Origin of the sequence: Liquorilactobacillus sp. (assembly GCF_047719775.1) — a bacterium.
Taxonomy (GTDB): Bacteria; Bacillota; Bacilli; order Lactobacillales; family Lactobacillaceae; genus Liquorilactobacillus.
On sequence record NZ_JBDNTS010000017.1, the window covers coordinates 20,641 to 43,774 of the forward strand.

General features: G+C 36.6%; 22 protein-coding genes. 18 read left to right on the forward strand and 4 right to left on the reverse strand.

Annotated features, from left to right (window positions below; translation table 11 throughout):
- The 5 genes from ABF682_RS09305 to ABF682_RS09325 all read left to right on the forward strand — a co-directional run bounded on the left by ABF682_RS09305 (position 1) and on the right by ABF682_RS09325 (position 5,958).
- A complete protein-coding gene (locus ABF682_RS09305; RefSeq protein ID WP_415619630.1) occupies positions 1-987 on the forward strand; it encodes a D-2-hydroxyacid dehydrogenase in 987 nt (328 codons plus the stop codon).
- A 23-nt stretch (positions 988-1,010) separates the two neighbouring features.
- Complete coding sequence (locus tag ABF682_RS09310; protein ID WP_415619631.1) at positions 1,011-2,057, forward strand: PTS transporter subunit IIC; 1,047 nt, start codon at positions 1,011-1,013, stop codon at positions 2,055-2,057.
- A gap of 392 nt (positions 2,058-2,449) precedes the next feature.
- Positions 2,450-3,289, forward strand: coding sequence for a pur operon repressor (gene purR, locus ABF682_RS09315; RefSeq protein ID WP_289980375.1), 840 nt, complete (start codon positions 2,450-2,452; stop codon positions 3,287-3,289).
- Between the two features lie 198 nt (positions 3,290-3,487).
- Positions 3,488-4,891, forward strand: coding sequence for a bifunctional UDP-N-acetylglucosamine diphosphorylase/glucosamine-1-phosphate N-acetyltransferase GlmU (gene glmU, locus ABF682_RS09320; RefSeq protein ID WP_289980372.1), 1,404 nt, complete (start codon positions 3,488-3,490; stop codon positions 4,889-4,891).
- A gap of 92 nt (positions 4,892-4,983) precedes the next feature.
- Entirely contained in the window at positions 4,984-5,958 is a 975-nt protein-coding gene (locus ABF682_RS09325; protein ID WP_289980371.1) for a ribose-phosphate diphosphokinase, read from the forward strand.
- Positions 5,959-6,295: 337 nt separating this feature from the next.
- Here the strand turns inward: ABF682_RS09325 and ABF682_RS09330 are convergent, their stop codons facing one another.
- Together ABF682_RS09330 and ABF682_RS09335 are read right to left on the reverse strand one after the other, a co-directional pair.
- Positions 6,296-7,255 carry an aldo/keto reductase gene (locus ABF682_RS09330; RefSeq protein WP_415619632.1) on the reverse strand — a complete coding sequence of 320 codons (960 nt, stop codon included), beginning with the start codon at positions 7,253-7,255 and terminating at the stop codon, positions 6,296-6,298.
- Between the two features lie 68 nt (positions 7,256-7,323).
- Positions 7,324-7,911, reverse strand: coding sequence for a GNAT family N-acetyltransferase (locus tag ABF682_RS09335; RefSeq protein ID WP_415619633.1), 588 nt, complete (start codon positions 7,909-7,911; stop codon positions 7,324-7,326).
- A 163-nt stretch (positions 7,912-8,074) separates the two neighbouring features.
- On the opposite strand from ABF682_RS09335, the gene ABF682_RS09340 reads away from it, so the two are divergent.
- Both ABF682_RS09340 and ABF682_RS09345 read left to right on the forward strand, forming a co-directional pair.
- Positions 8,075-8,755, forward strand: coding sequence for a hypothetical protein (locus ABF682_RS09340; RefSeq protein ID WP_289980363.1), 681 nt, complete (start codon positions 8,075-8,077; stop codon positions 8,753-8,755).
- Between the two features lie 335 nt (positions 8,756-9,090).
- Positions 9,091-9,798, forward strand: a complete 708-nt coding sequence (locus ABF682_RS09345; RefSeq protein WP_289980361.1) for a glucosamine-6-phosphate deaminase — start codon at positions 9,091-9,093, stop codon at positions 9,796-9,798.
- Between the two features lie 238 nt (positions 9,799-10,036).
- Here ABF682_RS09345 and ABF682_RS09350 read toward each other — a convergent pair whose 3' ends face one another.
- Positions 10,037-11,005, reverse strand: a complete 969-nt coding sequence (locus tag ABF682_RS09350) for a biotin--[acetyl-CoA-carboxylase] ligase (protein WP_289980358.1) — start codon at positions 11,003-11,005, stop codon at positions 10,037-10,039.
- A 161-nt stretch (positions 11,006-11,166) separates the two neighbouring features.
- Here ABF682_RS09350 and ABF682_RS09355 point away from each other — a divergent pair, with 161 nt between their 5' ends.
- The 6 genes from ABF682_RS09355 (at position 11,167) to ABF682_RS09380 (ending at position 15,373) form a co-directional block, all read left to right on the forward strand.
- Positions 11,167-12,261, forward strand: a complete 1,095-nt coding sequence (locus ABF682_RS09355; protein ID WP_289980357.1) for a YibE/F family protein — start codon at positions 11,167-11,169, stop codon at positions 12,259-12,261.
- Positions 12,258-13,025: a YibE/F family protein gene (locus ABF682_RS09360; RefSeq protein WP_415619634.1), complete on the forward strand. Its 768-nt coding sequence runs from the start codon at positions 12,258-12,260 to the stop codon at positions 13,023-13,025. The genes ABF682_RS09355 and ABF682_RS09360 overlap by 4 nt, the downstream gene beginning before the upstream one ends.
- A gap of 81 nt (positions 13,026-13,106) precedes the next feature.
- Positions 13,107-14,084, forward strand: coding sequence for a tetratricopeptide repeat protein (locus ABF682_RS09365; RefSeq protein ID WP_415619635.1), 978 nt, complete (start codon positions 13,107-13,109; stop codon positions 14,082-14,084).
- Between the two features lie 15 nt (positions 14,085-14,099).
- Positions 14,100-14,465 (forward strand): DUF3899 domain-containing protein, encoded by a 366-nt coding sequence (locus ABF682_RS09370; RefSeq protein ID WP_415619636.1) that lies wholly within the window; start codon positions 14,100-14,102, stop codon positions 14,463-14,465.
- 172 nt (positions 14,466-14,637) lie between these two features.
- Positions 14,638-15,036, forward strand: coding sequence for a hypothetical protein (locus ABF682_RS09375; protein WP_289980353.1), 399 nt, complete (start codon positions 14,638-14,640; stop codon positions 15,034-15,036).
- Positions 15,037-15,079: 43 nt separating this feature from the next.
- Positions 15,080-15,373 (forward strand): hypothetical protein, encoded by a 294-nt coding sequence (locus ABF682_RS09380; RefSeq protein WP_415619637.1) that lies wholly within the window; start codon positions 15,080-15,082, stop codon positions 15,371-15,373.
- A gap of 299 nt (positions 15,374-15,672) precedes the next feature.
- On the opposite strand, the gene ABF682_RS09385 is transcribed toward ABF682_RS09380, so the two are convergent.
- Positions 15,673-17,037 carry an HD domain-containing protein gene (locus tag ABF682_RS09385; protein ID WP_415619646.1) on the reverse strand — a complete coding sequence of 455 codons (1,365 nt, stop codon included), beginning with the start codon at positions 17,035-17,037 and terminating at the stop codon, positions 15,673-15,675.
- A 149-nt stretch (positions 17,038-17,186) separates the two neighbouring features.
- Here ABF682_RS09385 and ABF682_RS09390 point away from each other — a divergent pair, with 149 nt between their 5' ends.
- From ABF682_RS09390 to rho, 5 genes are all read left to right on the forward strand, one after another.
- Positions 17,187-17,615 carry a DUF1934 domain-containing protein gene (locus tag ABF682_RS09390; protein WP_415619638.1) on the forward strand — a complete coding sequence of 143 codons (429 nt, stop codon included), beginning with the start codon at positions 17,187-17,189 and terminating at the stop codon, positions 17,613-17,615.
- A gap of 43 nt (positions 17,616-17,658) precedes the next feature.
- Positions 17,659-18,228, forward strand: coding sequence for a DNA-directed RNA polymerase subunit delta (gene rpoE, locus ABF682_RS09395; protein WP_289980349.1), 570 nt, complete (start codon positions 17,659-17,661; stop codon positions 18,226-18,228).
- Between the two features lie 191 nt (positions 18,229-18,419).
- Positions 18,420-20,015 carry a CTP synthase gene (locus tag ABF682_RS09400; RefSeq protein ID WP_415619639.1) on the forward strand — a complete coding sequence of 532 codons (1,596 nt, stop codon included), beginning with the start codon at positions 18,420-18,422 and terminating at the stop codon, positions 20,013-20,015.
- 363 nt (positions 20,016-20,378) lie between these two features.
- The gene (locus ABF682_RS09405; protein ID WP_415619640.1) at positions 20,379-21,641 is read left to right on the forward strand and encodes a UDP-N-acetylglucosamine 1-carboxyvinyltransferase; all 1,263 of its coding nucleotides are present in this window, start codon (positions 20,379-20,381) and stop codon (positions 21,639-21,641) included.
- Positions 21,642-21,719: 78 nt separating this feature from the next.
- Positions 21,720-22,961: a transcription termination factor Rho gene (gene rho / locus ABF682_RS09410; protein WP_415619647.1), complete on the forward strand. Its 1,242-nt coding sequence runs from the start codon at positions 21,720-21,722 to the stop codon at positions 22,959-22,961.
- The last annotated feature ends 173 nt before the right edge of the window (positions 22,962-23,134 follow it).

Sequence of the window (23,134 nt, forward strand, 5' to 3'; positions counted from 1 at the left end):
TTGAAAATTTTGATGATGAGCGTTAGAGATGATGAAGAAGCCGCTATTAAAAGTTGGTCGGAAAGAAACAACATTAAAGTTGATACCGTTGATTGGGAACTTCATCCAGACCGTGTCTCTGAATTAGATGGTTATGACGGAATTGTTATTCAGCAACGAAGCAAAGTCGAGGACGAAGTTTATCCAGCACTAAAAGCAGCTGGAATAAAACAAATTACGACAAGAACAGCCGGCTTTGATGTAATTGATCTTGCAGCAGCTAAGAAAAATGGTCTTACGATTACCAATGTGCCAGCCTATTCCCCACGATCAGTAGCAGAATTAGCACTAGCACATACGATGAGATTAATTCGTAAATTGGAGTTCTTTGATGAAAGGGCGGCGAGACAAGATTTTAGATGGGCAGGATTGCAGGCAACTGAAATTCATTCACTTACAGTAGGAATTATCGGTGCTGGGCGAATTGGCGGAACAACGGCCAAGATATTTGCTGCCTTGGGAGCCAAAGTGATTGCACATGACTTAGTTGAACGAGAAGAACTGAAACCTTTTGTCACTTATATGAGTAAAGAAGAAGTTTTGCAAAATGCTGATGTAATTTGCTTACATGTCGACTTAAATACTTCAACAGTAAAACTAATAGGTAAAGATGAGTTAGCATTGATGAAGCAAACAGCATATTTAGTAAACGAATGTCGTGGGCCTGTTGTGGACACAGATGCGCTAATAGAGGCACTTGAGCAAAAAGAAATAGCGGGAGCTGCACTCGACACACTGACAGGTGAAGAGAACTTCTTTAATTTCAATCTGCAAGATAAAGAGCTGCCAAGTCAGCAACTTATTAAATTACGCGAGATGAAAAATGTAATTTTGACTCCGCATGTCGGTTTCTTTACAAATATTGCAGTCAAAAATATGGTAGATATTAGTTTAGATGATGTAGTAGCAATTCTTAAAGGTGAGAGAAGTGAACACCTAGTATCTTAAAAACAGAGGGTGAGTGGATAGAAATGGAAGCAAGAATTTCTGGTAAAGAGTACACAATGAATATTTTAAATGGGATTAGTCTAGGGGTCGTAGTTGCCCTGATTCCATCGGCATTAGTAGGACAGTTAATGACGGCTATCAAGGGCTTTTTCCCCTACGCAACCACAATTATTATGATGACAAGCTTTGCAATGAGTCTGCTTCCTATCATTACAGGTGTCTGTGTGTCCTTATACTTCAAACTCAATCCTATTCAGATTTCTGCGGTCGCAATTGCAGCAATGGTCGGTTCAGGGGTAATGCAGGCAGGTAATGGAACTTTCATCTTAAAGGGGACGGGGGATATTATCAACACTGGATTAACAATCGCACTTGCTGTTTGGATTGCATTATTGATTGGTGATCGTCTAAAGGACTTTACCATGCTATTACTGCCTTTACTGGTGATTGTAATCGCTGGAGGAATTGGAATGGCCGTTTTACCGTATGTTAAAATGATTGCAACGACAATCGGGTTAATGATTAGCCATATAACCAGTCTACAACCGTTACTAATGGGAACATTAATGGGAATTTGTTTTGCAGTCTTAATTGTATCGCCAATTAGTTCTGTTGGAATTGCAACTGCAATTGGACTAGCTGGGATTGGTTCAGGATCGGCCAACTTGGGAATTACAGCTGGGAGCTTTATGTTGGCTGTTTATGGAAGTTCTGTGAATCCGATTGGAACAAGTTTTGCACACTTTATTGGATCACCCAAGATTCAGATGGGCAATATGTTAAAGAAACCATTGTTATTTTTGCCAGTCTGCATCAATGCAGGTATTATGGGCTTTATTGGAGCAATTTTACACATTGGTGGTAATTCGATGAGTGCAGGCTTTGGCTTCAGTGGATTAATTGGACCAATGGCAGCATATGCGGGAATGAATAAAAACATAATGAGTATTATTATCTTAGTGCTGATTTTTGTAATCTTACCTGTACTATTGGCTTATATTTCACGTCATATTTTCGTTGAAAAATTGAGGTGGATTAGACCAGAAGATGTGTTGTTGGATATTAAATAGTTGGAAAGAAAATTAGAAAACTGCATATCAGAAACGTATATGTATGAAATTAAAAAAAGCTGGGTCAAAATTTTGACTTAGCTTTTTTATTTATACATCAATGCGCATTCCAGGGTGTAAGATTTTCTATCTAGCATGATATCTCTTTATTCTTTTGAAGCAGATACTTGGATGTGTCAAAAGATAAGGAACACTAAAGCCGAATGTTAGAAAATAATGAATAGTAACTAATTATAGTTGGCATAATAATTAAAATTTGACATTAAATGCGAACAATTTTGATAAAAATAACAAAAAAACTATTCAAATCACGTAAAATGATTTATAATGTTGAATAGATTATTTTTTAGGACACAGCTCTTAAGGAAGAGCATAAATAGGGGGAAAAAAGAGTGAAGACAAGAAGAAGCGATCGCTTAATCGATATGACTCGTTTTTTGCTTGAACGACCGCATACACTAATTTCTTTAACATATTTTGCTGAACGCTATGAATCTGCAAAATCATCAATCAGTGAAGATTTGGCAATTGTGAAACGAACATTTAAGAGTCGCGGAATTGGTATTCTGGAAACAATTCCTGGAGCCGCAGGGGGTGCGAGATTTATTCCATCTATCAGTGAAGAAGAATGCCGCGAGTTTATTGGATCTATGACAACCGAAATGTCAGAGCAAGATCGTCTTTTGCCTGGAGGATATGTATATCTTTCTGACTTGCTAGGCAGGCCGGATGTTTTACGTCAAGTTGGGCGTGTAATTGCTCGTCAGTATCTTGACAAGCAGATTGACGCTGTTATGACGGTTGCAACTAAGGGTGTTCCAATTGCGCAAAGTGTTTCGAGTTACTTGAATGTTCCATTTGTAATCTTACGGCGCGATTCGAAAATTACAGAGGGTTCAACCGTTTCTGTTAATTATGTGTCGGGGTCAAGTGAACGCATTGAAAAGATGGAATTATCCAAGCGAAGTTTGAAGAGAGGTTCTCATGTCTTAGTTGTTGACGACTTCATGAAGGGCGGCGGGACCGTTAATGGAATGAAGAGCATGATTGAAGAGTTCGAATCTGAATTAGTAGGGATTACAGTATTTGCTGAAGCCACCTTCGAAGGACACAGAATGATTGATGAATATACATCATTACTGAAAGTCGATAAAGTGAATACACTGGACAAGACGATTCATGTTAGTGCAGGTAACTATCTTGAAAAAGTTTTTGATAACGCAGCAAAATAAATTGATTAGTGCTTAATAATTCAAAGCTTAGTTTTGGTAGAAATTAGTGAAAGCTGATTCTTCCAGAACTTTTTTATTATAAAAGAACGCACAAGATGCAAGCATTAATGATTTAATGGGTAAGAGTAGTTGCACGCTTTATGTCACTTAGGTTATGATTATAGAGAAAATTTGGTTTAATTTAGAGGAGATTTTAAGATGACTTCAAAGTTTGCAGTGATTCTTGCTGCGGGGCAAGGAACAAGAATGAAATCTAAGTTGTACAAGGTGTTACATCCAGTTTGCGGTAAAGCAATGGTTGAGCATGTGTTGACGCAGGTTGAAGAAAATAAGATGGATGAAATTGTTACAATTATTGGGCATGGAGCAAAGGATGTAAAGAAAAAATTGGGAAAACGGACTGAATATGCGCTTCAGGCCGATCAATTGGGAACAGGACATGCAGTATTGCAAGCCGAGGAATTATTAAAGGATAAAGATGGAGTTACATTAATTGTATGTGGTGATACGCCATTGTTTACAGCACAAACATTTTCTGAGTTATTTGAATACCATGAACAAAAAGGTGCTGTCGCAACTGTTTTGACAGCTGAAGCACCAAATCCATTTGGCTATGGGAGAATTGTACGCAATGAGCTGGGAATTGTAGAGAAGATCGTTGAACAAAAGGATGCAAACGAAAAAGAAACTGCAATTACAGAGATCAATACTGGAGTGTACTGCTTTGACAATAGGCAATTATTTGCAGCCTTGCACAAGATAAAAAATGATAATGTTCAGGGAGAGTATTACTTGACAGATGTTATGGAAATCTTCAAGAATGCTGGTAAAGTAGTAGCTGCTTATAAGATGAAAAACTTTGATGAATCGATGGGTGTTAATGATCGAGTTGCTCTTGCCCAGGCAAATAAGTTGTTGAGACAGCGTATTAATGAAACACATATGAAAAATGGAGTGACACTAGTTGATCCACAAACAACATATATTGATGTTGATGTAAAAATTGGTAGAGATACAGTAATCGAACCAGGGGTTATTTTGAAGGGAAAAACAGTTATTGGAGAAGATTGTTTTATTGGAGCACATTCCGAAATTCGGGATACAGTGATTAGCAATAATGTAACCGTGACTGCTTCATTGTTAGAAGAAGCATCAATGTCGGAGGGTAGCAACATTGGACCATATAGTCATCTCAGGCCCGCTGCTGAGATCGGCAAGAATGTTCACATTGGCAACTTTGTTGAAGTTAAGAAGGCACAGATCGGTGAGAACACAAAGGTTGGACATTTGACCTATGTGGGGGATGCTACTTTAGGAAAAAATATAAATGTTGGCTGCGAGACGGTTTTTGTAAATTATGATGGAATCAATAAGCACCATACTAATGTGGGAGATTATTCTTTCATCGGAAGTGGTTCTAATCTGATTGCACCACTTGAAATCGCTGATCATGCGTATGTTGCTGCTGGTTCGACAATTACAAATGACGTTTCCTCACACGATATGGCAATTGCTCGTGGAAGACAAGTGAACAAAAAGGGTTATTTTGATCGTTATCCAGTTGCGAATGCCGCTGAAAAGGCTGAAAGTGAGGATGCATAAAAATAATTGATGATAAATCCATTAATTAATCTTGATTTTATTGCAAGAAATGAATAGTATTGTTATAGAGAAATAGAAAAATGGAGGCTATCATGTCTGAACAATATGCTGATCCGAAGCTTAAAATATTTGCTTTGAATTCTAACAAGCCCTTAGCAGAAAAAATTGCTGCTGCTGTTGGTGTAACTTTAGGTAAAACATCTGTTGACCGTTTTAGTGACGGTGAGATTCGCATTAATATTGAAGAAAGTATTCGCGGTGATGAGGTCTTTATAATTCAATCGACTTCAGCCCCAGTCAACGATAACTTGATGGAATTGTTAATCATGATTGATGCACTTAAACGTGCTAGTGCGTCTGTGATTAATGTTGTAATCCCTTATTATGGTTACGCAAGACAAGATCGTAAGGCAAGGCCGCGCGAACCAATTACTGCCAAGTTAGTTGCTGATATGTTAGTTAAGGCAGGTGCTACGCGTGTTGTTGCACTAGACTTACATGCAGCTCAAATTCAGGGATTCTTTGATATTCCTGTGGACCATCTAATGGGAGCTCCATTATTAGCAGATTATTTTTTGACGAATGGTCTTGAAAAAGATGCCGTCGTCGTTTCGCCTGATCATGGTGGTGTTTCAAGGGCACGTAAGCTAGCCGAATTCCTAAAAGCACCAATTGCCATCATTGATAAGCGTCGGCCTAGAGCTAATGTGGCTGAGATTATGAACATTATTGGATCAGTTGATGGTAAGAAATGTATTTTGATTGATGATATGATTGATACCGCTGGAACAATTACTTTAGCCGCCCAAGCTCTGAAGGACGCTGGAGCAACTGAGGTGTACGCATGTGCCACACACCCAGTGCTTTCAGGCCCAGCTATCGAACGAATTGAGAACTCACCTATTAAGAAGTTGGTAGTTACTGATTCAATTAAGTTGCCTGAAGAAAAACATATTGATAAGTTGATTCAGGTTTCTGTTGGAGCCTTGATTGGGGATGCGATTACACGAATCCATGAGAATAGATCGGTAAGCCCACTATTCAAAAATCGGTACCATAATATTTAGAATTATTATAATAATTTCATACGTAATCGAGAAAAGAGCCAAATTAAAAGAAGTGCCTCATAATTATTAGACAAAGAATCTAATGATTGTGAGACACTTTTTGTGTATGGTTCAGTACAGTTTTATAGGCAGAACAAAGTCGGGAAATTTGAAGCCCAACTAGAAATTACGAATATAGTTGCTATGAGTGATTCGAAGTTAGACGGAGAATTTTGACTTATGAAACCCGTTTACTCGTAATAATATCGAGAAACTAGATCAAAATTTAACTTTTGACCCAGCCCCAGTTCCAAGGTGACAAGAAAATATCAATTGCATAAACATTGATATTTTAATCTTAAAACTCCTGATATACAGCAGGGTCTTGGTTGTTTGTCCGTCCATTAGGTTTATCAAGTGCCGATATTGAAGAAACTTCTTCAGTAGATAATTCAAAATTAAAGAGATCCAGATTCTCAAATTGCCGCTTTGACGAACTTGATTTTGGAATGATACCTACACCAAGTTGAAGTTCCCAACGCAGAATAATTTGTGCGATTGATTTATTATGAATCTGAGCAATTTTTTGAATAGTTCCATCCTGTAAAACAGTATTTGCCCGTCCGAGTGGGCTCCAGGCTTGAGTGAAGATACCATGATCTTTATCGAATTTGCGCTGTTCAGGTTGAGACCAATAAGGATGGAGTTCAATTTGATTTACCACTGGTAATACACCAGTCTCTTTTTCAAGCTTTTCTAAATGTTCTGGAAGAAAGTTGGAAACACCAATTGAACGAATGAGCCCCATCTTTTGTGCCTTAATTAAAGCTTGCCATGCTTCCACGTAATGGTCTTCAAGTGGATTTGGCCAATGAATTAGGTAGAGATCGAAATAATCGAGATGCATTCTAAATAAAGATTCCTGAATAGTTGTGATTGCCTCATCAAATTTTTGATGACGCCCTGGTAACTTGGAAGTTATGAATAAATCTTCACGATTTAAACTAGTTCTACGAATAACTTCTCCAACAGCGCCTTCATTTCCATAATTAACAGCCGAGTCAAGTGCACGATAGCCAGTTGATAAGGCCTGCATCATTATATTGACACCAGCTCCACCAGTCAATGTATATGTTCCAAAACCAATCAATGGAATTTCATTTCCATCACTTAATGTAATTATTTCTGGTTGATTAGCGGATGGTGCAGGTCCGTTACTGTCCTCTTTCTTAAAAAGCTCTGCTGAAAGATATGCTTTGCTAAAATCATATTTACTTGAAATTATTTGTCCCTGATTAAATAAAACGTTTTCACTCATTAGATAACCTCCCTGCTTTATTATATTTTTATTGTAGCACTTGCAAGGTAATTTGTAATAATTAAGTATTAAGCGAAGAAGTCTTTCTTAATTTGGGGATAGGGAATAAAGGGGGTCATGGGTGATGGATGAATATTGTTGCTTTTTTCCATCCAGATCATATCAAACCAAGTATTGAATTTGTATCCGACATTGTGGAAGTGAGCAACTTTCTTAAAACCATTTTTTTTATGGAAATAAATACTTGTCATGGGGAGATGTGTATCGGTAGTTTTGGGTAAACTTATGCAGGCATTAATATTTAAAATATTTTGTGCAGCGGCTATTTTTTCAAGTTCATTGTATAGTAGGGTGCCAATTCCATGATGTTGTACATCATGAGACAGATAAATTGAGATTTCAGCGGACCAAATATATGCAGCACGCGGATGGAATGAGCTTAGATATGCAAAACCTAGTATTTTATTATCTGCATAGGCTACTAGATAAGGATACCTAAGAGAGATATTACGTATTCGCTTTTCAAATTCTTCGATAGTAGGAGTATCATATTCGAATGTAATTGCAGTTTGCTGAACATAGTACTGATAAATATGTAAAAGTGCAGGTGCATCTGCCAACGTTACTAATCTAATCTTTATATCAGGAGTATTCATCTTGTCACAATCTTTCTTTTTTCAATCATTTTAAACGCGTTATTAATAATAAACAAGAATAGATATTTACTTCTTGCTAGAAGGGATTGAAGTATGGGAGAGGATAAAGTAAGATACTTTGTGGATACAAACATAATATTAGTGAGGTAATTACACAGTAATCATGGAAAAACAATCAATTATACATGCTTATCATCGGGACACTCCTTTGATGATTGGATATTTTATTTTTTCAATTGTCTTAAATAGTTTTGGAAATGCATTAACAGTTTCATTAAATCTAGGGAGTGCATTGTGGACTGCAGCAGCAGTTAATATTGCACACGCGACTTTAATTCCATTAAGTATTGTTCTTGTATTGGAAGGCTTTTTTGCCGTTATTGTAAACTTGATTCTAGTTGGGAAAATTTCATTCAGTCGGATTACAGGATATCTGATCTTTATGTTTTCTTTTGCATATCTTGTGGGACTGTTATCACAAGGGCTTATCTTACTAGGAATTGGGAATTTACCATTAACAATTAGAGTTGTGTTAGATTGTGCAGGTATAGTCTGTGTTGCTACTGCAATTTCAATTTATCAGAGAGTGAATTTAATATTGCATCCCTGTGATGATATGATGCAGATTATTCGTTTTAAATTTTTCAAAGGGAATTCAGTTATCGCACAGTTGGTATCTTTTTTTATCCCGATTTTTGCCATTATTATCACGGCAATTAATGATAAGGAGCTTTTTGCCGTTAATGTTGGTACGATATTTTCACTTTTGTTTCAAGGATATTTTATTGGATTGGCTGATCGAAAGGTACTGCCATCGTTGAAACATCGCAAATTGGATATTTGATTAGTGAAGTAGCTCTGATTTAAGGCAGAACAAAGTCGGGAAAATTTGAGCACTAACTTGAAACTATGAATGTAATGAGTACTTTGTTATGAGTAATTTGAAGCTAGAGGGAGACTTTTGAACCAGCCTCTCAATTAGAGGTTTTGCGCTTAATAAAAGAAAAAAAATATCTTTTTTACAATCAAATGCTTAAAATGACTTATAAACGTTTACAAGCGCTTACAGATGTGTTAAGATTACAAAGTAAATAAGGTTAACTTACTTTTTTTAGTTGCTTGCTTTTTTGGTATAGCCCAATTATAATAGGGCTATACCATTAAATGGAGGTAAGTTAAATGAATATTATTGTTGTTAAAGATAGTATAGCAGGCGGGAAGAAAGCAAGCGAACTCTTTTGTGATGCATGTGCAAGTGGTGCAAAAGTATTTGGATTAGCAACTGGAAGCACACCTGTGACGACCTATCAGTATCTCGTAAAAAGCAAGATTGATTTTTCGAATTGTATTTCCGTTAATCTTGATGAGTATGTCGGTTTGAAACCAACAGATGAGCAAAGTTACCGTTATTATATGGAAAAAAACTTATTTGAGTTTAAGCCATTCAAAAAGTCCTATTTACCAGAAGGCAGTGCGGTAGATCCGGAGGAAGAAGTTAAGCGATATGATCAAGTGATTGCTGCTAATCCGATTGATTTGCAGTTGTTGGGAATTGGACGCAATGGTCATATTGGATTCAATGAACCAGGTTCAAGTTTTGATTTGACAACCCATAAAGTTGCTTTAACTCCTTCGACAATTGAGGCAAACGCGCGTTTCTTTGAGAATGAAAAAGATGTACCTAAGTACGCATATTCGATGGGAATTGGGTCAATAATGAAATCCAAGAGCATAATATTAGAGGCTTTTGGAGAAAATAAAGCTGTGGCAGTCGCCAAAATGATTGAAGGACCTGTGACTGAAGAATGTCCTGCAAGTGTCTTGCAGAGGCATGCAAATGTGACTGTGATTGTTGATGAAGCAGCTGCAGCAAAGTTAAAAAAATAGTTAATTAACGATATGGGCTATAAGCCAGTAGCTTGTGTTCAAATACTAAAGGGCAACACATTCTCCGCCCCTAAAGTCAAAGAGCATAAGTATACTGCCTTATGGCCCATATTTACACAAGGCAAAGATGTTAAGAGAGCAACATGAATAGTTTGATAATAAAAAAGTATCCCAAGATTGGCCGTCGTCATTCACTATAAATTGGTGGATGACGATTTTCAATTTTTGAGATACTTTTTTAAGCTAATCGTACTTTTGTAACCTCACCAGAGTAAAGGGTGGTTCCATCTTGTAAAATAAGCCGCCCTGCTTTATCAATATCGGCAGCAATCCCATTAATTTTTTCTTGTCCTTGAGTAATGGTGACTTTTTTTCCAATGAGATATGATTTTTCTTTATACTCCTCTATAAAGTCACCTGTTTGATAATCTGAATATAATGAGAAAAATTCGGATAATAGCTGTGCAATGAAATAGTTACGAGATACGTGATTACGTTCAGCGTATTCTTGCAAAGTACCGACGCGTTTTTGAATCTCAGCGGGGAAAATAGAAATATCAGAGAGGTAGTTGATTCCAATACCAATAATTACTTGGTTGATAGATCCACTTTCAATATCACTAACTGCTTCGGTCAGTATTCCGACAACTTTCTTTTGCTTAACTAATACATCGTTTACCCATTTTATTTGAGTATTAACTCCCAGTTTTTTTTCAATTGTGCGTGCTACGGCTAGTGCAGTGGCTGTTGTCAATAATCCGGGGTTTAGTTTTTCTGATTGGGTCTTTAGCAAAATACTCATATAAATTCCAGTTTTACTAGGCGAGGTAAAGGAGCGGCCATAGCGACCATAACCACTAGTCTGCTGATCACTGATGATTACCAAAGGTTGTTCAGTAGTTTGATTTACACTGATTTCCTTTGCTCTGCTATTAGTTGAATTAAGAGAATCGTGAAGTTCAAAAGTCACCGTTTTAAGATAAGCGGGTAAGCTTTTCTTGATAATAAATTCATTAAGTTGATTATTGTCTTCATAGTAATAACCAGAATGCATCTTGCTTTTGATTGGATAACCCAGGTCTTGCAGATTTTTAACAATTTTCCAGACTGCTGTCCGTGAGATACCAACTGCACTTGCGATTTTTTCACCGGAAAGGTAATCAGATGAATCTGACAGAAGTTTTAAAACTTTTTTTGTGTTATTCATAAAATATGTGCCATCCTCATGGGTTATTTAATGTAAATTATAGCGAGTAAAAGCAAAGTTTTCAAATTGTCTTTTTTCTTTTAAGAAAATAGATTGTTTCTTTTAAAAAATTGGGATGAATGGTATCTTTTATCCAAAGCGATAAGAAAAGAGAGTATAAAATGAAGAAAAAGCTTTTTTTTGAATGTATTATTTTGCTTTTGGGAGCAATCGTAATTTTTTTTATATCAACCCATGATGCTTTCTTGTACAAGCAGTCAATTTTACAAGTTACCCGGGTTGAACAAGGAAAAACAAAAAAATCCTCAGACGAATATGGAAATCATGATAAAAAAACTGACCAGACAGTGTATGGCATACTTCTGAATAGCAAGAAAAAAGGAGAAAAAGTTAGTTTTCAGAATACATATGCAGCATCTGGGGGATTAAGTCAAAATTATCAAAAAGGGCAACAGCTTTTTGTCACGCTTAATTATGATAATAAAAAACTTGAAGTAACTCCGACAAATTACAAACGAGATACTTATTTGTTTATGATGTGTTGGATAATGGTATGTCTGCTATTTATTATTATGAAGATTGACGGGCTGAGAACAATTATAAGTGTTTTGGTTAATTTTGTACTGTTCTTGATAATTGTGCAACTTGATGTTTCATGGAATATTACAAATTTTTTTATAATTTTTGCAGTCAGCGCAATTATTTTCACAGCAATTACATTAGCGATAATTATCGGGCTTAATAGGCAATTTACAGTTACATTTGCAGCAATTGTCAGCGGAACAGCAATTGCATTGCTTATTTCTGTAGGCATAATGTGGTTAACAAAGGATAGCGGGATGCATTATGAAGCACTAGATTTTGCAACACAACAACCGAAGCAATTATTTTTATCTGCAACTCTGATTGGGTTGTTAGGAACAGTTATGGATGCGGCAACAGATATTGTGGCAACCCTGTTTGAATTAAAACGCAGCCGACCAGAAGTTTCATTTCAACAGCTCTACCAATCTGGGAGAGAAGTCGGTAAAGATATTATGGGCCCGCTGGTTAATGTGTTGTTGCTAATCTTTTTTGCCGAGACTTTTACAATGGCAGTTCTATATTTTAGAACCGGCAATACAATTGGTTATACTTTTTCATGGACGATGTCGTTAGGCTTAGTACAAGCTGTAATTAGCGGAATAGGAATAGCATTAGTAATTCCGGCCGCGAGCTTATTCGCCGCTTGGTCACTGGAAAGGAGCAAAGAATGAATACAATCATCGTTTTAATAGTTGTTTTGGCTGTGCTGCTGATTTTGAGCGGTGGAAGAAGAGGTTTAGCGGCTTTTTTTACGTTAATTATTAATTTTGGGTTACTCTTTTTGACGGTCATCTTGATAGCTGGTGGGTTTCCACCTATTTTTGTAATGATGTTTACAGGGGTATCAATTCTTGCAATTATTATCTATGTTGGAAATAATAATGAGTCACAGACCAATACGGCTTTTTTATCAACATTACTTGTTTTAGCAGTAATGTTGTTGCTAATTATTCCGATGAATTATTTGATGCAGATATATGGATTCAGCAATGAACAGTCAGAAGAAATCGAGGCTTTCAATCTTGCGATTGGTGTTAATTTTGCTTCGATTGCGATTGCAACGACAATCTTGAGTACACTTGGTGCGATTGCGGAGGCTGCAATTGCCGTCGCAAGTGGAATGGAGGAAATAATTGAACAGGGAGGTGGCAAAACAGCGCAAGAATTACGAACAAGTGGTAGAAATATTGGATTGCAAATTATGGGAATGACATTTAATACTGTATTCTTTGGTATGTTTGGAGGTAATCTTGCACTATTCATCTTGATTTCAAAATTAGATGCAAGTTTTGGCTATTACGCAAATTCAAAGATTTTTGCAAGCGAAACAATGTTGGTAGTCTATGCAGCAATTTCAGTTGTGTTAGTCATCTGGGTCACAATTGAAATGACAGTTTTTAAAACAAATAAAATAAATAATCCAAAGAAATCATAGACTAGTTGGATACTAAACGATACATGCCATGTTATAATTTTGTGAAGGGAATAATTAATATTTAGTAGGGAGGCAGCAATTATGAAGACACGATTGAAAAAGACCTTTTGGGGAGTATCATTGACTTTGTTAGCAATTGTAGCAGTTGGATGTTCTGCAGGTAACAGCAATAATAGCAGCAGCAGTAGTTCTTCAATGACAACAAAGCAGGTCAAGTCTCACTATACGGAGGCGTTGAAGTATCTTGATAAGGGAACGCCGCAACAGGCATATAGTGAGTTAGAAAAAGTAATTGCAAAGAACGCCGAGAACAAAAAAATTAAGGTACTATATAATAATCTTGGTAGGTTACTGTCTGCCAAGAGAGCAGTAACTGAGAATAAATTAGCAAAGGCAAAGAAAAAGTTACAGCAGCTAGCTAAAGTTAAAGAGCCAGACAAACTAGTTAAACAAATTGATGTTGTACAGCGTGAGTATCAAGCCGTTAAACTTGCTAAAATTTATTATAATGAAACAGTAGCATATTACAATGCTGGAAAGTATTCTGAAGCTGGGGGAAGCTACCAAACATTAATGGCATTGTCTAGTAAGTACCAAGCTGTGGCTTCCTATCAGGAGAAAGCAAAGAGTTATCAGCAAAAAATAGCAGCTGCACAGAACCAAAGTACAGCATCTCAAGCTGAATCAACTAGTCAGGCAACAACGACAAGTGGCTATACCAATGCACGCAGCTCCAAGATTGTTAGTTCAACTTATGCCAGTCAGACTGGAAGTTCGATTAGTAGTGCAACAAACAGCCAGGTTTCATCAGTAGTAGCGGGATTGTCTGATTCGCAAATTTTAACCAAGTTTCGGGCAGTAACTGGACTTCCACAAGAGGCAGGGGATCAATATTATGTTATGAAATTAGACGATGACACATACCAGATTGAAATCAGACACACTAGTCCGGACAATGTAGATGTTTCTAATCTAAAGGGCATGTACAAGTACAATTATACAACTGGGAAAGTTCAAAAAGCTGATGAAATCACGGGTGAATATACAAATATTAATTAGGTGGATGGAAACAGGATGGAGCGAATCAAGCAAAAATATTATTTTAAAAGTGTTACAGCTATTCAGATAGTTGGAATTATGTTAGTAATTGCAAACATTATTGGTATAGACAGGGTTTTGATTTCCAACATTTTATTTTTGGTAGGATTGGTTGCTATTTGCCTAATGATTATAGATATTTTGTTAGGTGCACATTTATTGGCTGGCTGGTTTAAACATAAGAAAAAAGACGAGACTGATGACGAGTACCAGCAAGCAAAAATAAATGTACGTGAAGTTGGGAGTATTAAGAACCAACCGATACGTTTTAGCAAATTTGGCAAAAGCGCTTTAATTATCGGAGTCACATATATAGTATTATCTATTATCATTACCGTATAAGTATTAAACAATAAAAAAGAAGCTGTATTGAAATTTGTGTTAACTGCATATATTTCATAGACGGTTTCTTTTTTTTGCTTTTGTAGAAAAAATAAAAACCCCTTGTTTTCAAGATAATAGTACACTTTTATATGTAATAAATTACTTGATTTTGAGGAGAGCGTTATTGAAAATGAGTGATATAAGAAATGAAGAACAAGCTTTTGAACGGCATTACGGGAACTATACCATAAAATTATGGCATTATCTTGAACTCTTTGATTTACTTGAAAATTGTCAAGATCCAGAAAACTTTAAAACAATCTCCTCTACTTTAAATATTAAATTTGCATTGATGAGATATCAAAAAATACTAAATTATATTCTCCGCTCGGAATCAATCACGAGTGAACTTGACAGCTTGAAAAAGAAACGAAAAATTAAAGAACAAGTATTACAGTTAGAGAAAATGATTGCTGTATTAAAAATTTTCGAAAAAAAAATAAATGAAGAACCAGACATGTGCAGGCAAATAAAAATTAAGAAGGCCAATATTTTAAACATTGATAAATGTTATCTTTTTAAAGTATAGATAGCCAATGGCTTATAAACATATATTACGAGGAGGAAGAATATTGATAGACTATGGATTTATGGTTGATTTCTTAGAATTCTTGGCGACTTTTGCTAGAGTTGGGGGGGAGCTCAAAGAATATCAGGTGATTGACTTTGCAGTTTTAAATGGCATTGGAATACAGGAGTTAGCAACCATTGAGCTACTACTTTTTACAGCGAAGATAATTACGAAAAGTCCTAGAAGGGTTGGAGATAGTTTTGTGAACTTAGCTCCTGGAGCTCTAACTAAGGATGGCCTGAAATTAGTGAAGCAGCTTAAAGGACAAGAAAATAATAATTTTATGATATTATAATAAATAAGAAAGTGTCCAGACTTTGTAAAAAAGTTCAAAGATGGCAAAGAGTTAGTATTAATAAGAAATTATGAACTTAGCGAGTGTTTTGCTATGAGTAAGTCGGAGTTAAATGGAGAATTTTGACCTATGAAACACGTTTATTCGTAATAAACAAGGGGCTGGGCTAAAAGTTAACTTTTGGCCCAACTCCTTGTTCTTCATTATGATCTGCTCTTTTTTCTGACTATATATAAGTTTTTCTAAGCACTAAAATTCCCTGCTTGAGTCGGATTTCGCCAACACAGATTACTTTCATTCTAGCAGTTATTCTTTTTCTCAATTAACCAGCCATTTTTTAGATATCCTTGAAATTGCTCATAAATTGGTGCAAACAAATCAATTTGTTTTGAAGATGTCAGCATTTCTTTTGGAAAGAAGAAACGCTCATCACCAGAAAACTCTCCGGTAATTGCAGCAACGAGCTTGCTAACTTCTGAAAGCTCAATTAGTGAGCCATCATCTTGATATAATTCGATCTGTGTTATTTTTTTACTTTGATGAGGTGCGTACACATCATAAGGCAAATCAAAGCTATCATTGGTTGCAGTATAATAAGTTGAATTATACCCTGCAGCAGTAACCAGTTCGCGCAACTTAGGAAGCTGGTGGCTAGTAACAGTAGAAAAACGTGCAGACTTTAATGGCTTGCGGTTCAAGAAGCGACTAGCCAAATCGCTTAGTATTTTGTCGGTACTCATAGACCATTGGATAAAATAAGTGTTTAAAACTCCATCATCCAGACGAATGTAATCTTCAACAGAAAAATTATTTTCAAAAAAAGGCAGCAGCAGTTGCGGCGGATTTTCTTGCAATAACTGGTTGTTTTCAAATAGAAACTTTGCCCGTTGCAACAATCTATTCAAAATTACTTCCATGGAGCGTGAGACCGGATGAAAATAAACCTGTTGGTACATCTGAAAGCGACTTACGATGTAATCTTCGACCGCATGCATTCCGCTGATATGAAATGTAATACCATTCTTGTACGGGCGCATGACACGCAAGATTCTGCGCAAATCAAAGGTACCATAATTAGTACCTGTATAATACGAGTCCCTGAGAAGATAATCCATCCGATCGGCGTCAATTTGACTTGAAATCATCTGAACAACTTGCGGGTTAGGATAGGTTTTTTGAATTACACTCGCGACTTTTTCCGGGAAATCAGGGGCAACTTCTCGTAAAACTTTGTTAACTTCAGTAGAAGACGAGGTTAGAATATCAACGGTAACATCTTCATGATTAGTTCCAAAAATATGTTCAAAAGTATGCGAATACGGACCGTGACCAATATCGTGGAGCAACGCGGCACACAAAGCAACTAAGCGCTCATCATCGTTCCAAAGACCATCACTTGGGTTTTTTGAAGGATAGTTTCGCTGGAAGTTATCGCAGATTTGACGGGTAATTTCGTATACACCAACTGAATGAGTAAAGCGGGAATGTTCTGCACCGTGGAAAGTACTGCTTGCGGTTCCTAATTGACGAATTCTGCGTAACCGCTGAAATTCACGTGTGTTGATAAGGTCCAAAATTACTTGGTGCTGGACATAGATGTAACTGTGAATTGGATCGCGCAAAACTTTTTCTCTCTTTAATTTCTTACTTGTATAAACAGTGATAACTAATCAACTCCTATATTGATATGCACTGATAAATCAATTATATTAATTATAACTTATTATAATATTTCTTGCCCATTACACAATGGTAAGTTTATGATGGATGACTTAGAAAAATGATATAATACGATGACAAAAGGGATGATTTTTTGAGTAATGGGACAGCTATTTTAATAACACTCCAGACTTTCACCAAGCAAGAGGGCACAGTCAGTAAATATAATCGTAAATTTGAGGGTCGCTTATTTCAGATGGGGAATTCAATTTATCTGCGGTACACTGAAGACTATAACAATGAGACTGCGGTTGTGACCTTTAAGATCAATAATGATGGTAGTATTCAATTGACACGTAAAAGTAAGACAATGCGGACGCAGCTCTTTTTTGAAGATAATAAAAGAATATCGGCTACTTATCGAACACCATATGGTGAGATTCCGATTGAAACGGTCACACCATCATTAAATGTCAATATTAGTGATCTGCCTTTGGCGGGAGCAGTACGCGTTGACTACCTGCTGTACAGTGGTGGCAAACTTCTTGGAGAGTACAAAATAAGATTGCAATTTACTGGATAAGAATGTATGATAATATTTAGACTGTAGAAGGGACGTGTACCGTTTGGAGCTAGAAAAATTCAAGGATGCTAATAGAAGCGAACTATCATTGATTGAAGTTGCACATACGATTTTAAGTCAACGAGGGGATGTTACTCCTTTTGCCGATTTGGTGAATGCTGTGCAAGAATATCTTGGCAAGAGCGATGAAGAAATCAGAGAAAGACTCTCACAATTTTACACTGACTTAAATGTAGATGGTAGCTTTATTTCTTTGGGTGACAATCTTTGGGGCTTGCGTTCATGGTATCCGTATGATTCTATTGACGAGGCAGTTGTTCATACTGAAGATGAAGAGACTGACAAGCCAAAGAGTAAAAAACGCAAGAAGGTCAATGCGTTTATGGCTGATGCAAGTGAAGATGATGACGTCATCGATTATAATGATGATCCAGAAGATGACGATTTGGATACTGATTATACGAACGAGGACGATAATACTGAACTTAAAGAATATAGCAAAGATTTGAATGATATTGATGATGCGGATGAGGATGAAGAGGACTTGCCTGATGGAATTGAAGGTCAGTTAACCGAGATGTCAGATGATATTGAAGACGATGACGAATTATAGTTACTAGGTCTTGACTAGTTAATTATTTTTGGGTACAATCTTTGTTGGGCACTTCATACTTTTGTGTGGAGTCATTGGACGGTAATTATACAAGCTCCCTATTCATCAGAATAGGGAGCTTGTTATTTTATTTTTTATAGGTGCATCAATTGCGTGTCTACCCTGAAAAAATATTTAAAGGAGAATTTTTAATGACCAAATATATTTTTGTGACAGGTGGCGTTGTGTCATCATTAGGAAAAGGAATTGTTGCTGCATCTCTTGGAAGGCTGCTTAAAAACAGGGGATTGAAAGTCATGATTCAAAAATTCGATCCCTACATCAACGTCGATCCTGGAACGATGAGTCCTTACCAGCATGGAGAGGTTTTTGTAACAGATGATGGTACTGAGGCGGACTTGGATTTGGGACATTATGAACGGTTTATTGATATTAATTTGAACAAATATTCAAATGTTACGACGGGTAAGATTTATTCAGAGGTTATCCGTAAGGAACGCCGGGGTGATTATTTGGGAGCAACTGTCCAGGTAATTCCACATATTACCAATATGATTAAAGAGAAAATCATGCGTGCAGGAACTACTACTAATGCTGATGTTGTCATTACAGAAGTTGGAGGAACAGTGGGTGACATTGAATCTCTGCCATTTTTAGAAGCACTGCGTCAAATGAAGGCCGAGGTTGGCAGTGAGAATGTTGTCTATATTCACACAACTTTAGTACCATATCTTAGAGCAGCTGGGGAAATGAAGACAAAGCCAACACAACACAGTGTTAAAGAACTTCGTGGTCTAGGAATTCAACCAAATATTTTGGTGGTGAGAACTGAACAACATATTTCTGAGAGTATGCGTAATAAAATTGCAAGCTTTTGTGATGTTGAACCTGAAGCTGTGATTGAGTCGATGGATGTTGAAACTTTATATGAGGTTCCATTGAATTTGAAGGCACAGCATATGGATGATTTTGTTTGCAAGTTGCTTCACATTGAATCTCCAGAGTCAGATATGTGTAAATGGGAAGAACTAACCAATAAAGTTAAACATCTTGATCGTTCAGTGAAAATTGCTATAGTCGGAAAATATGTAAAACTACCTGATGCTTATATTTCAGTTGCTGAAGCTTTGAAACATGCTGGGTATACAATAAATGCAGATGTTGAAGTGGTACTATTTGATTCAGAAAAATTGAATGCTGAAAACGTTATAACAGAATTAAGCCCATATGACGGTATTGTTGTACCCGGTGGATTCGGAGATCGAGGGCTTGAGGGGATGATTGAGTCAATCAAGTATGCTCGTGAAAATAATGTGCCATTCTTAGGAATATGTTTAGGAATGCAAATGGCTTGCATCGAATTTGCTCGTAATATTGTGGGACTTGCAGATGCAAACACGACAGAAGTTGACTCTAAGTGTTCGAATAAAATTATTGACTTAATGGCTGATCAAGAAGACGTTGAAGAAATGGGGGGCACTCAACGGCTAGGGCTGTATCCATGTAAGCTAAAACAGGGTTCAGTTGCTGCTGCAGCTTATGGCAATCAAGAAGTAATTCAAGAACGCCATCGTCATCGCTATGAATTTAACAATGAATATCGAAAGTCATTTACTGAAAATGGATTGACATTTGCGGGGACTTCCCCTGACAATCATTTGGTTGAAGTTGTTGAGTTAAGTGAGCACAAGTTCTTTGTGGCTGCACAGTACCATCCTGAATTTCTTTCACGGCCCCAAAGACCTGAAGGACTATTTCAGGCTTTTGTAGTTGCAAGTGCTAAATAAAAATTTTAGTAATTAAAATAGTGTAAGACAAGTGATTATCGTAGAGTTGTTATTTAAGGTAATCACTTGTTTTTTTGCAATATGTGAAAATAATTATATGACTTCTGAAATTAAATTTTTTATGTAATTAAGATAGTCAAAGAAACAAGTACGATGTGTAAAATGAGAACTAATTATTTTTTTCGAAGGATAGGAAAATAAATTTCTTAAATTAAGTCTTTTTTAATTGAAACCTGTCTGCCTATCTTGTAATATGAAAAGAGATGCTTTTTGTGCCAAATATTGTAGTACCAAAAATACGGAGGCATCTAATTGCGTATTATATTATATTGACTTGATAATCGAGTGGAGATTTTAAAAAAAATGAAAAAAATGATTATTAGAGGAGGGCAAAAACTGTCAGGCAAGGTCACAATCGGCGGAGCAAAAAATAGTACAGTTGCCCTCATACCGGCTGCAATTTTAGCAGATACACCGGTTAAATTTGATTCAGTCCCAGATATTTTAGATGTTCATAATTTGATGTTAATCCTAGAATCAATGAATGTTAAATCGGTATTTGATAAAGGTGAATTAGAAATAGACCCTACACAAATAAAAAGTGTACCATTACCAGGTGGGGCGATTAAGAGTTTACGTGCTTCCTATTATTTTATGGGCGCGCTCCTAGGCAAGTTTGGTGAGGCAATTGTTGGTTTTCCTGGTGGAGACAATATTGGGCCAAGACCAATTGATCAGCATATTAAAGGATTTAAGGCGCTTGGGGCACAAGTGGTTGAAGAAAATGATGCAGTAAGAATTAAAACTGGAGAAAATGGATTACAAGGTGCACGAATATTTTTTGATATCGTTTCTGTTGGTGCAACGATTAATGTTCTTTTGGCTACAGTTAGAGCAAGCGGTACAACTATTATTGAGAATGCGGCAAAAGAACCTGAAATAGTGGATTTAGCGACTTTCTTAAATAATATGGGTGCTCAAATTCGTGGGGCAGGAACCGATGTAATCCGAATAAAAGGTGTTTCGAGTCTAAAAGCTACAAATACACATACGATTATCCCAGATAGGATTGAAGCGGGGACTTATTTGGCGTTTGCTGCTGCAAATGGAGATGGTGTACTGGTAAAGAACGTTATTACTGAACATTTAGAACCCTTTATTGCTAAACTTGTTGAAATGGGGATTTACTTAGAAGTTAATGAAGATAGTATCTACGTAAAAGGCGGCGATAATTTAAGCCCGGTAACTGTTAAAACCTCACCTTTTCCTGGATTTGCAACAGATTTGCAACAACCAATAACACCATTGCTGATGAGAGCAAATGGAGAAAGTAAAATCATTGATACGTTATATCCTGAACGTATTAAACACATTGCTGAAATGCAAAAAATGGGAGCTGCAATATCAAGCCGGGATGGAATAATTACTGTTGGACATTCTGATAATTTACGTGGTGCAACCGTCAAAGCGAGTGAGATTAGAGCAGGTGTCTCGTTGGTGGGATTGGCGCTGATGTCCAAGGGTGTCACGACTATCACACACGCGGATAATATTTTGCGAGGCTATGAACGTATTATTGAGAAGCTAAGAGATTTGGATGTTGAAATTAAAATAATTGACGAATAAGCGAAGCATAATAACAAGCAAATTAGTGATAATTGAGGAGAAAAGACTACGAAGAATCTAACATTAGTTGATTTAAAAATTAAAAATTTAAAAGAAATTTACTCATATGCTCGTGATTTTAAAATTCCTTATTACAGTCAGATGAATAAAAAAGAACTGTCTTTGGCAATTATCAGGGCGCAGGCACAGGAACAAGGCTTCTATTACATGTCAGGCGTTCTGGATATAACAACTCAGCAAGATGGTTTTGGTTTTTTGCGTCCTATTAACTATGGCTCATCTCAAGAAGATATTTACATCTCCTCATCACAAATTAGACGCTTTGGTTTACGCAATGGTGATTTAGTTGCGGGGAAAGTTAGACAACCAAAACCAAATGAACGTTATTACGGAATGATGCATGTTGACAGTGTTAATGGAAAGCATCCTGAAGAGGCAAAAGAAAGACCCCATTTTCCTGCATTGACGGCCTTGTATCCAACCAGACAATTGAAGCTTGAAACGACGCAAGGAGTCTTGTCTACCAGAATTTTAGATTTATTTGCACCAATTGGTTTTGGTCAGCGTGGCCTGATTGTTGCACCCCCAAAAGCTGGGAAGACAAGTTTGTTGAAGGCAATTGCTAATGGAATTACACAAAACTTTCCGGAAGTTAAGCTGATTGTATTATTAATCGATGAGCGCCCCGAAGAAGTTACAGATCTTGAAAGGACAGTAGATGGCGAGATTGTTTATTCAACTTTTGATCAGAAACCGGAAAATCATGTAAGAGTTTCAGAACTTGTTTTAGAGCGTGCCATGAGATTAGTGGAGGATAAACAAGATGTTGTCATTTTGTTGGATTCATTAACAAGATTAGCTAGAGCATATAATTTAGTAGTTCCTCCAAGTGGACGAACGCTCTCAGGTGGAATTGATCCGGCAGCTTTATTCAAACCTAAGAAATTTTTTGGAGCTGCTCGAAATATCGAAGAAGGCGGCAGTTTAACAATTTTAGCAACTTCACTTGTTGATACTGGCAGCAGGATGGATGATGTCATATATGAAGAGTTTAAAGGAACAGGCAACCAGGAAATTCAATTGGCCAGAGATTTAGCAGAAAGACGTATTTTCCCAGCTGTCGATTTAAAAAAATCGGGAACGCGCAAGGAAGAGCTACTGCTTTCTGAGGAAAAAATGAATTTTATGTGGAAATTACGCAAGGATTTGAATGGTGATATTGCTAAACAGACTGAACATGTTATTGTGGCTTTAAAAAAGACAAAAGATAATGAGACCTTTATTAACGAAATAAATAGCAATTTACCACAAAAAAAATAGACAGTACAAAATCAGCAAAATTTGAGAACCAACTCGAAACTATGAGTAATGTGGAGTTAATGGAGAATTTTGACATATGCAGCATGTTTATCCTAACTAAATATAGACTGGAGCAAAATATAACTTTTGACCTCGTCTTGTATTCATGTTAGAATACTTGGTGTTGTACGTAA

Excerpts from the sequence above, each read along its gene's own strand:
- ABF682_RS09365 (WP_415619635.1), top strand. The coding sequence starts at position 13,107 with ATGAAGACACGATTGAAAAAGACCTTTTGGGGAGTATCATTGACTTTG.
- ABF682_RS09325 (WP_289980371.1), top strand. The coding sequence starts at position 4,984 with ATGTCTGAACAATATGCTGATCCGAAGCTTAAAATATTTGCTTTGAAT.
- ABF682_RS09310 (WP_415619631.1), top strand. The coding sequence starts at position 1,011 with ATGGAAGCAAGAATTTCTGGTAAAGAGTACACAATGAATATTTTAAAT.
- ABF682_RS09330 (WP_415619632.1), bottom strand. The coding sequence starts at position 7,255 with ATGAGTGAAAACGTTTTATTTAATCAGGGACAAATAATTTCAAGTAAA.
- ABF682_RS09405 (WP_415619640.1), top strand. The coding sequence starts at position 20,379 with ATGAAAAAAATGATTATTAGAGGAGGGCAAAAACTGTCAGGCAAGGTC.
- ABF682_RS09355 (WP_289980357.1), top strand. The coding sequence starts at position 11,167 with ATGAAGAAAAAGCTTTTTTTTGAATGTATTATTTTGCTTTTGGGAGCA.
- ABF682_RS09350 (WP_289980358.1), bottom strand. The coding sequence starts at position 11,005 with ATGAATAACACAAAAAAAGTTTTAAAACTTCTGTCAGATTCATCTGAT.
- ABF682_RS09400 (WP_415619639.1), top strand. The coding sequence starts at position 18,420 with ATGACCAAATATATTTTTGTGACAGGTGGCGTTGTGTCATCATTAGGA.
- glmU (WP_289980372.1), top strand. The coding sequence starts at position 3,488 with ATGACTTCAAAGTTTGCAGTGATTCTTGCTGCGGGGCAAGGAACAAGA.
- ABF682_RS09345 (WP_289980361.1), top strand. The coding sequence starts at position 9,091 with ATGAATATTATTGTTGTTAAAGATAGTATAGCAGGCGGGAAGAAAGCA.
- ABF682_RS09370 (WP_415619636.1), top strand. The coding sequence starts at position 14,100 with ATGGAGCGAATCAAGCAAAAATATTATTTTAAAAGTGTTACAGCTATT.
- ABF682_RS09340 (WP_289980363.1), top strand. The coding sequence starts at position 8,075 with ATGGAAAAACAATCAATTATACATGCTTATCATCGGGACACTCCTTTG.
- ABF682_RS09335 (WP_415619633.1), bottom strand. The coding sequence starts at position 7,911 with ATGAATACTCCTGATATAAAGATTAGATTAGTAACGTTGGCAGATGCA.
- ABF682_RS09375 (WP_289980353.1), top strand. The coding sequence starts at position 14,638 with ATGAGTGATATAAGAAATGAAGAACAAGCTTTTGAACGGCATTACGGG.
- ABF682_RS09360 (WP_415619634.1), top strand. The coding sequence starts at position 12,258 with ATGAATACAATCATCGTTTTAATAGTTGTTTTGGCTGTGCTGCTGATT.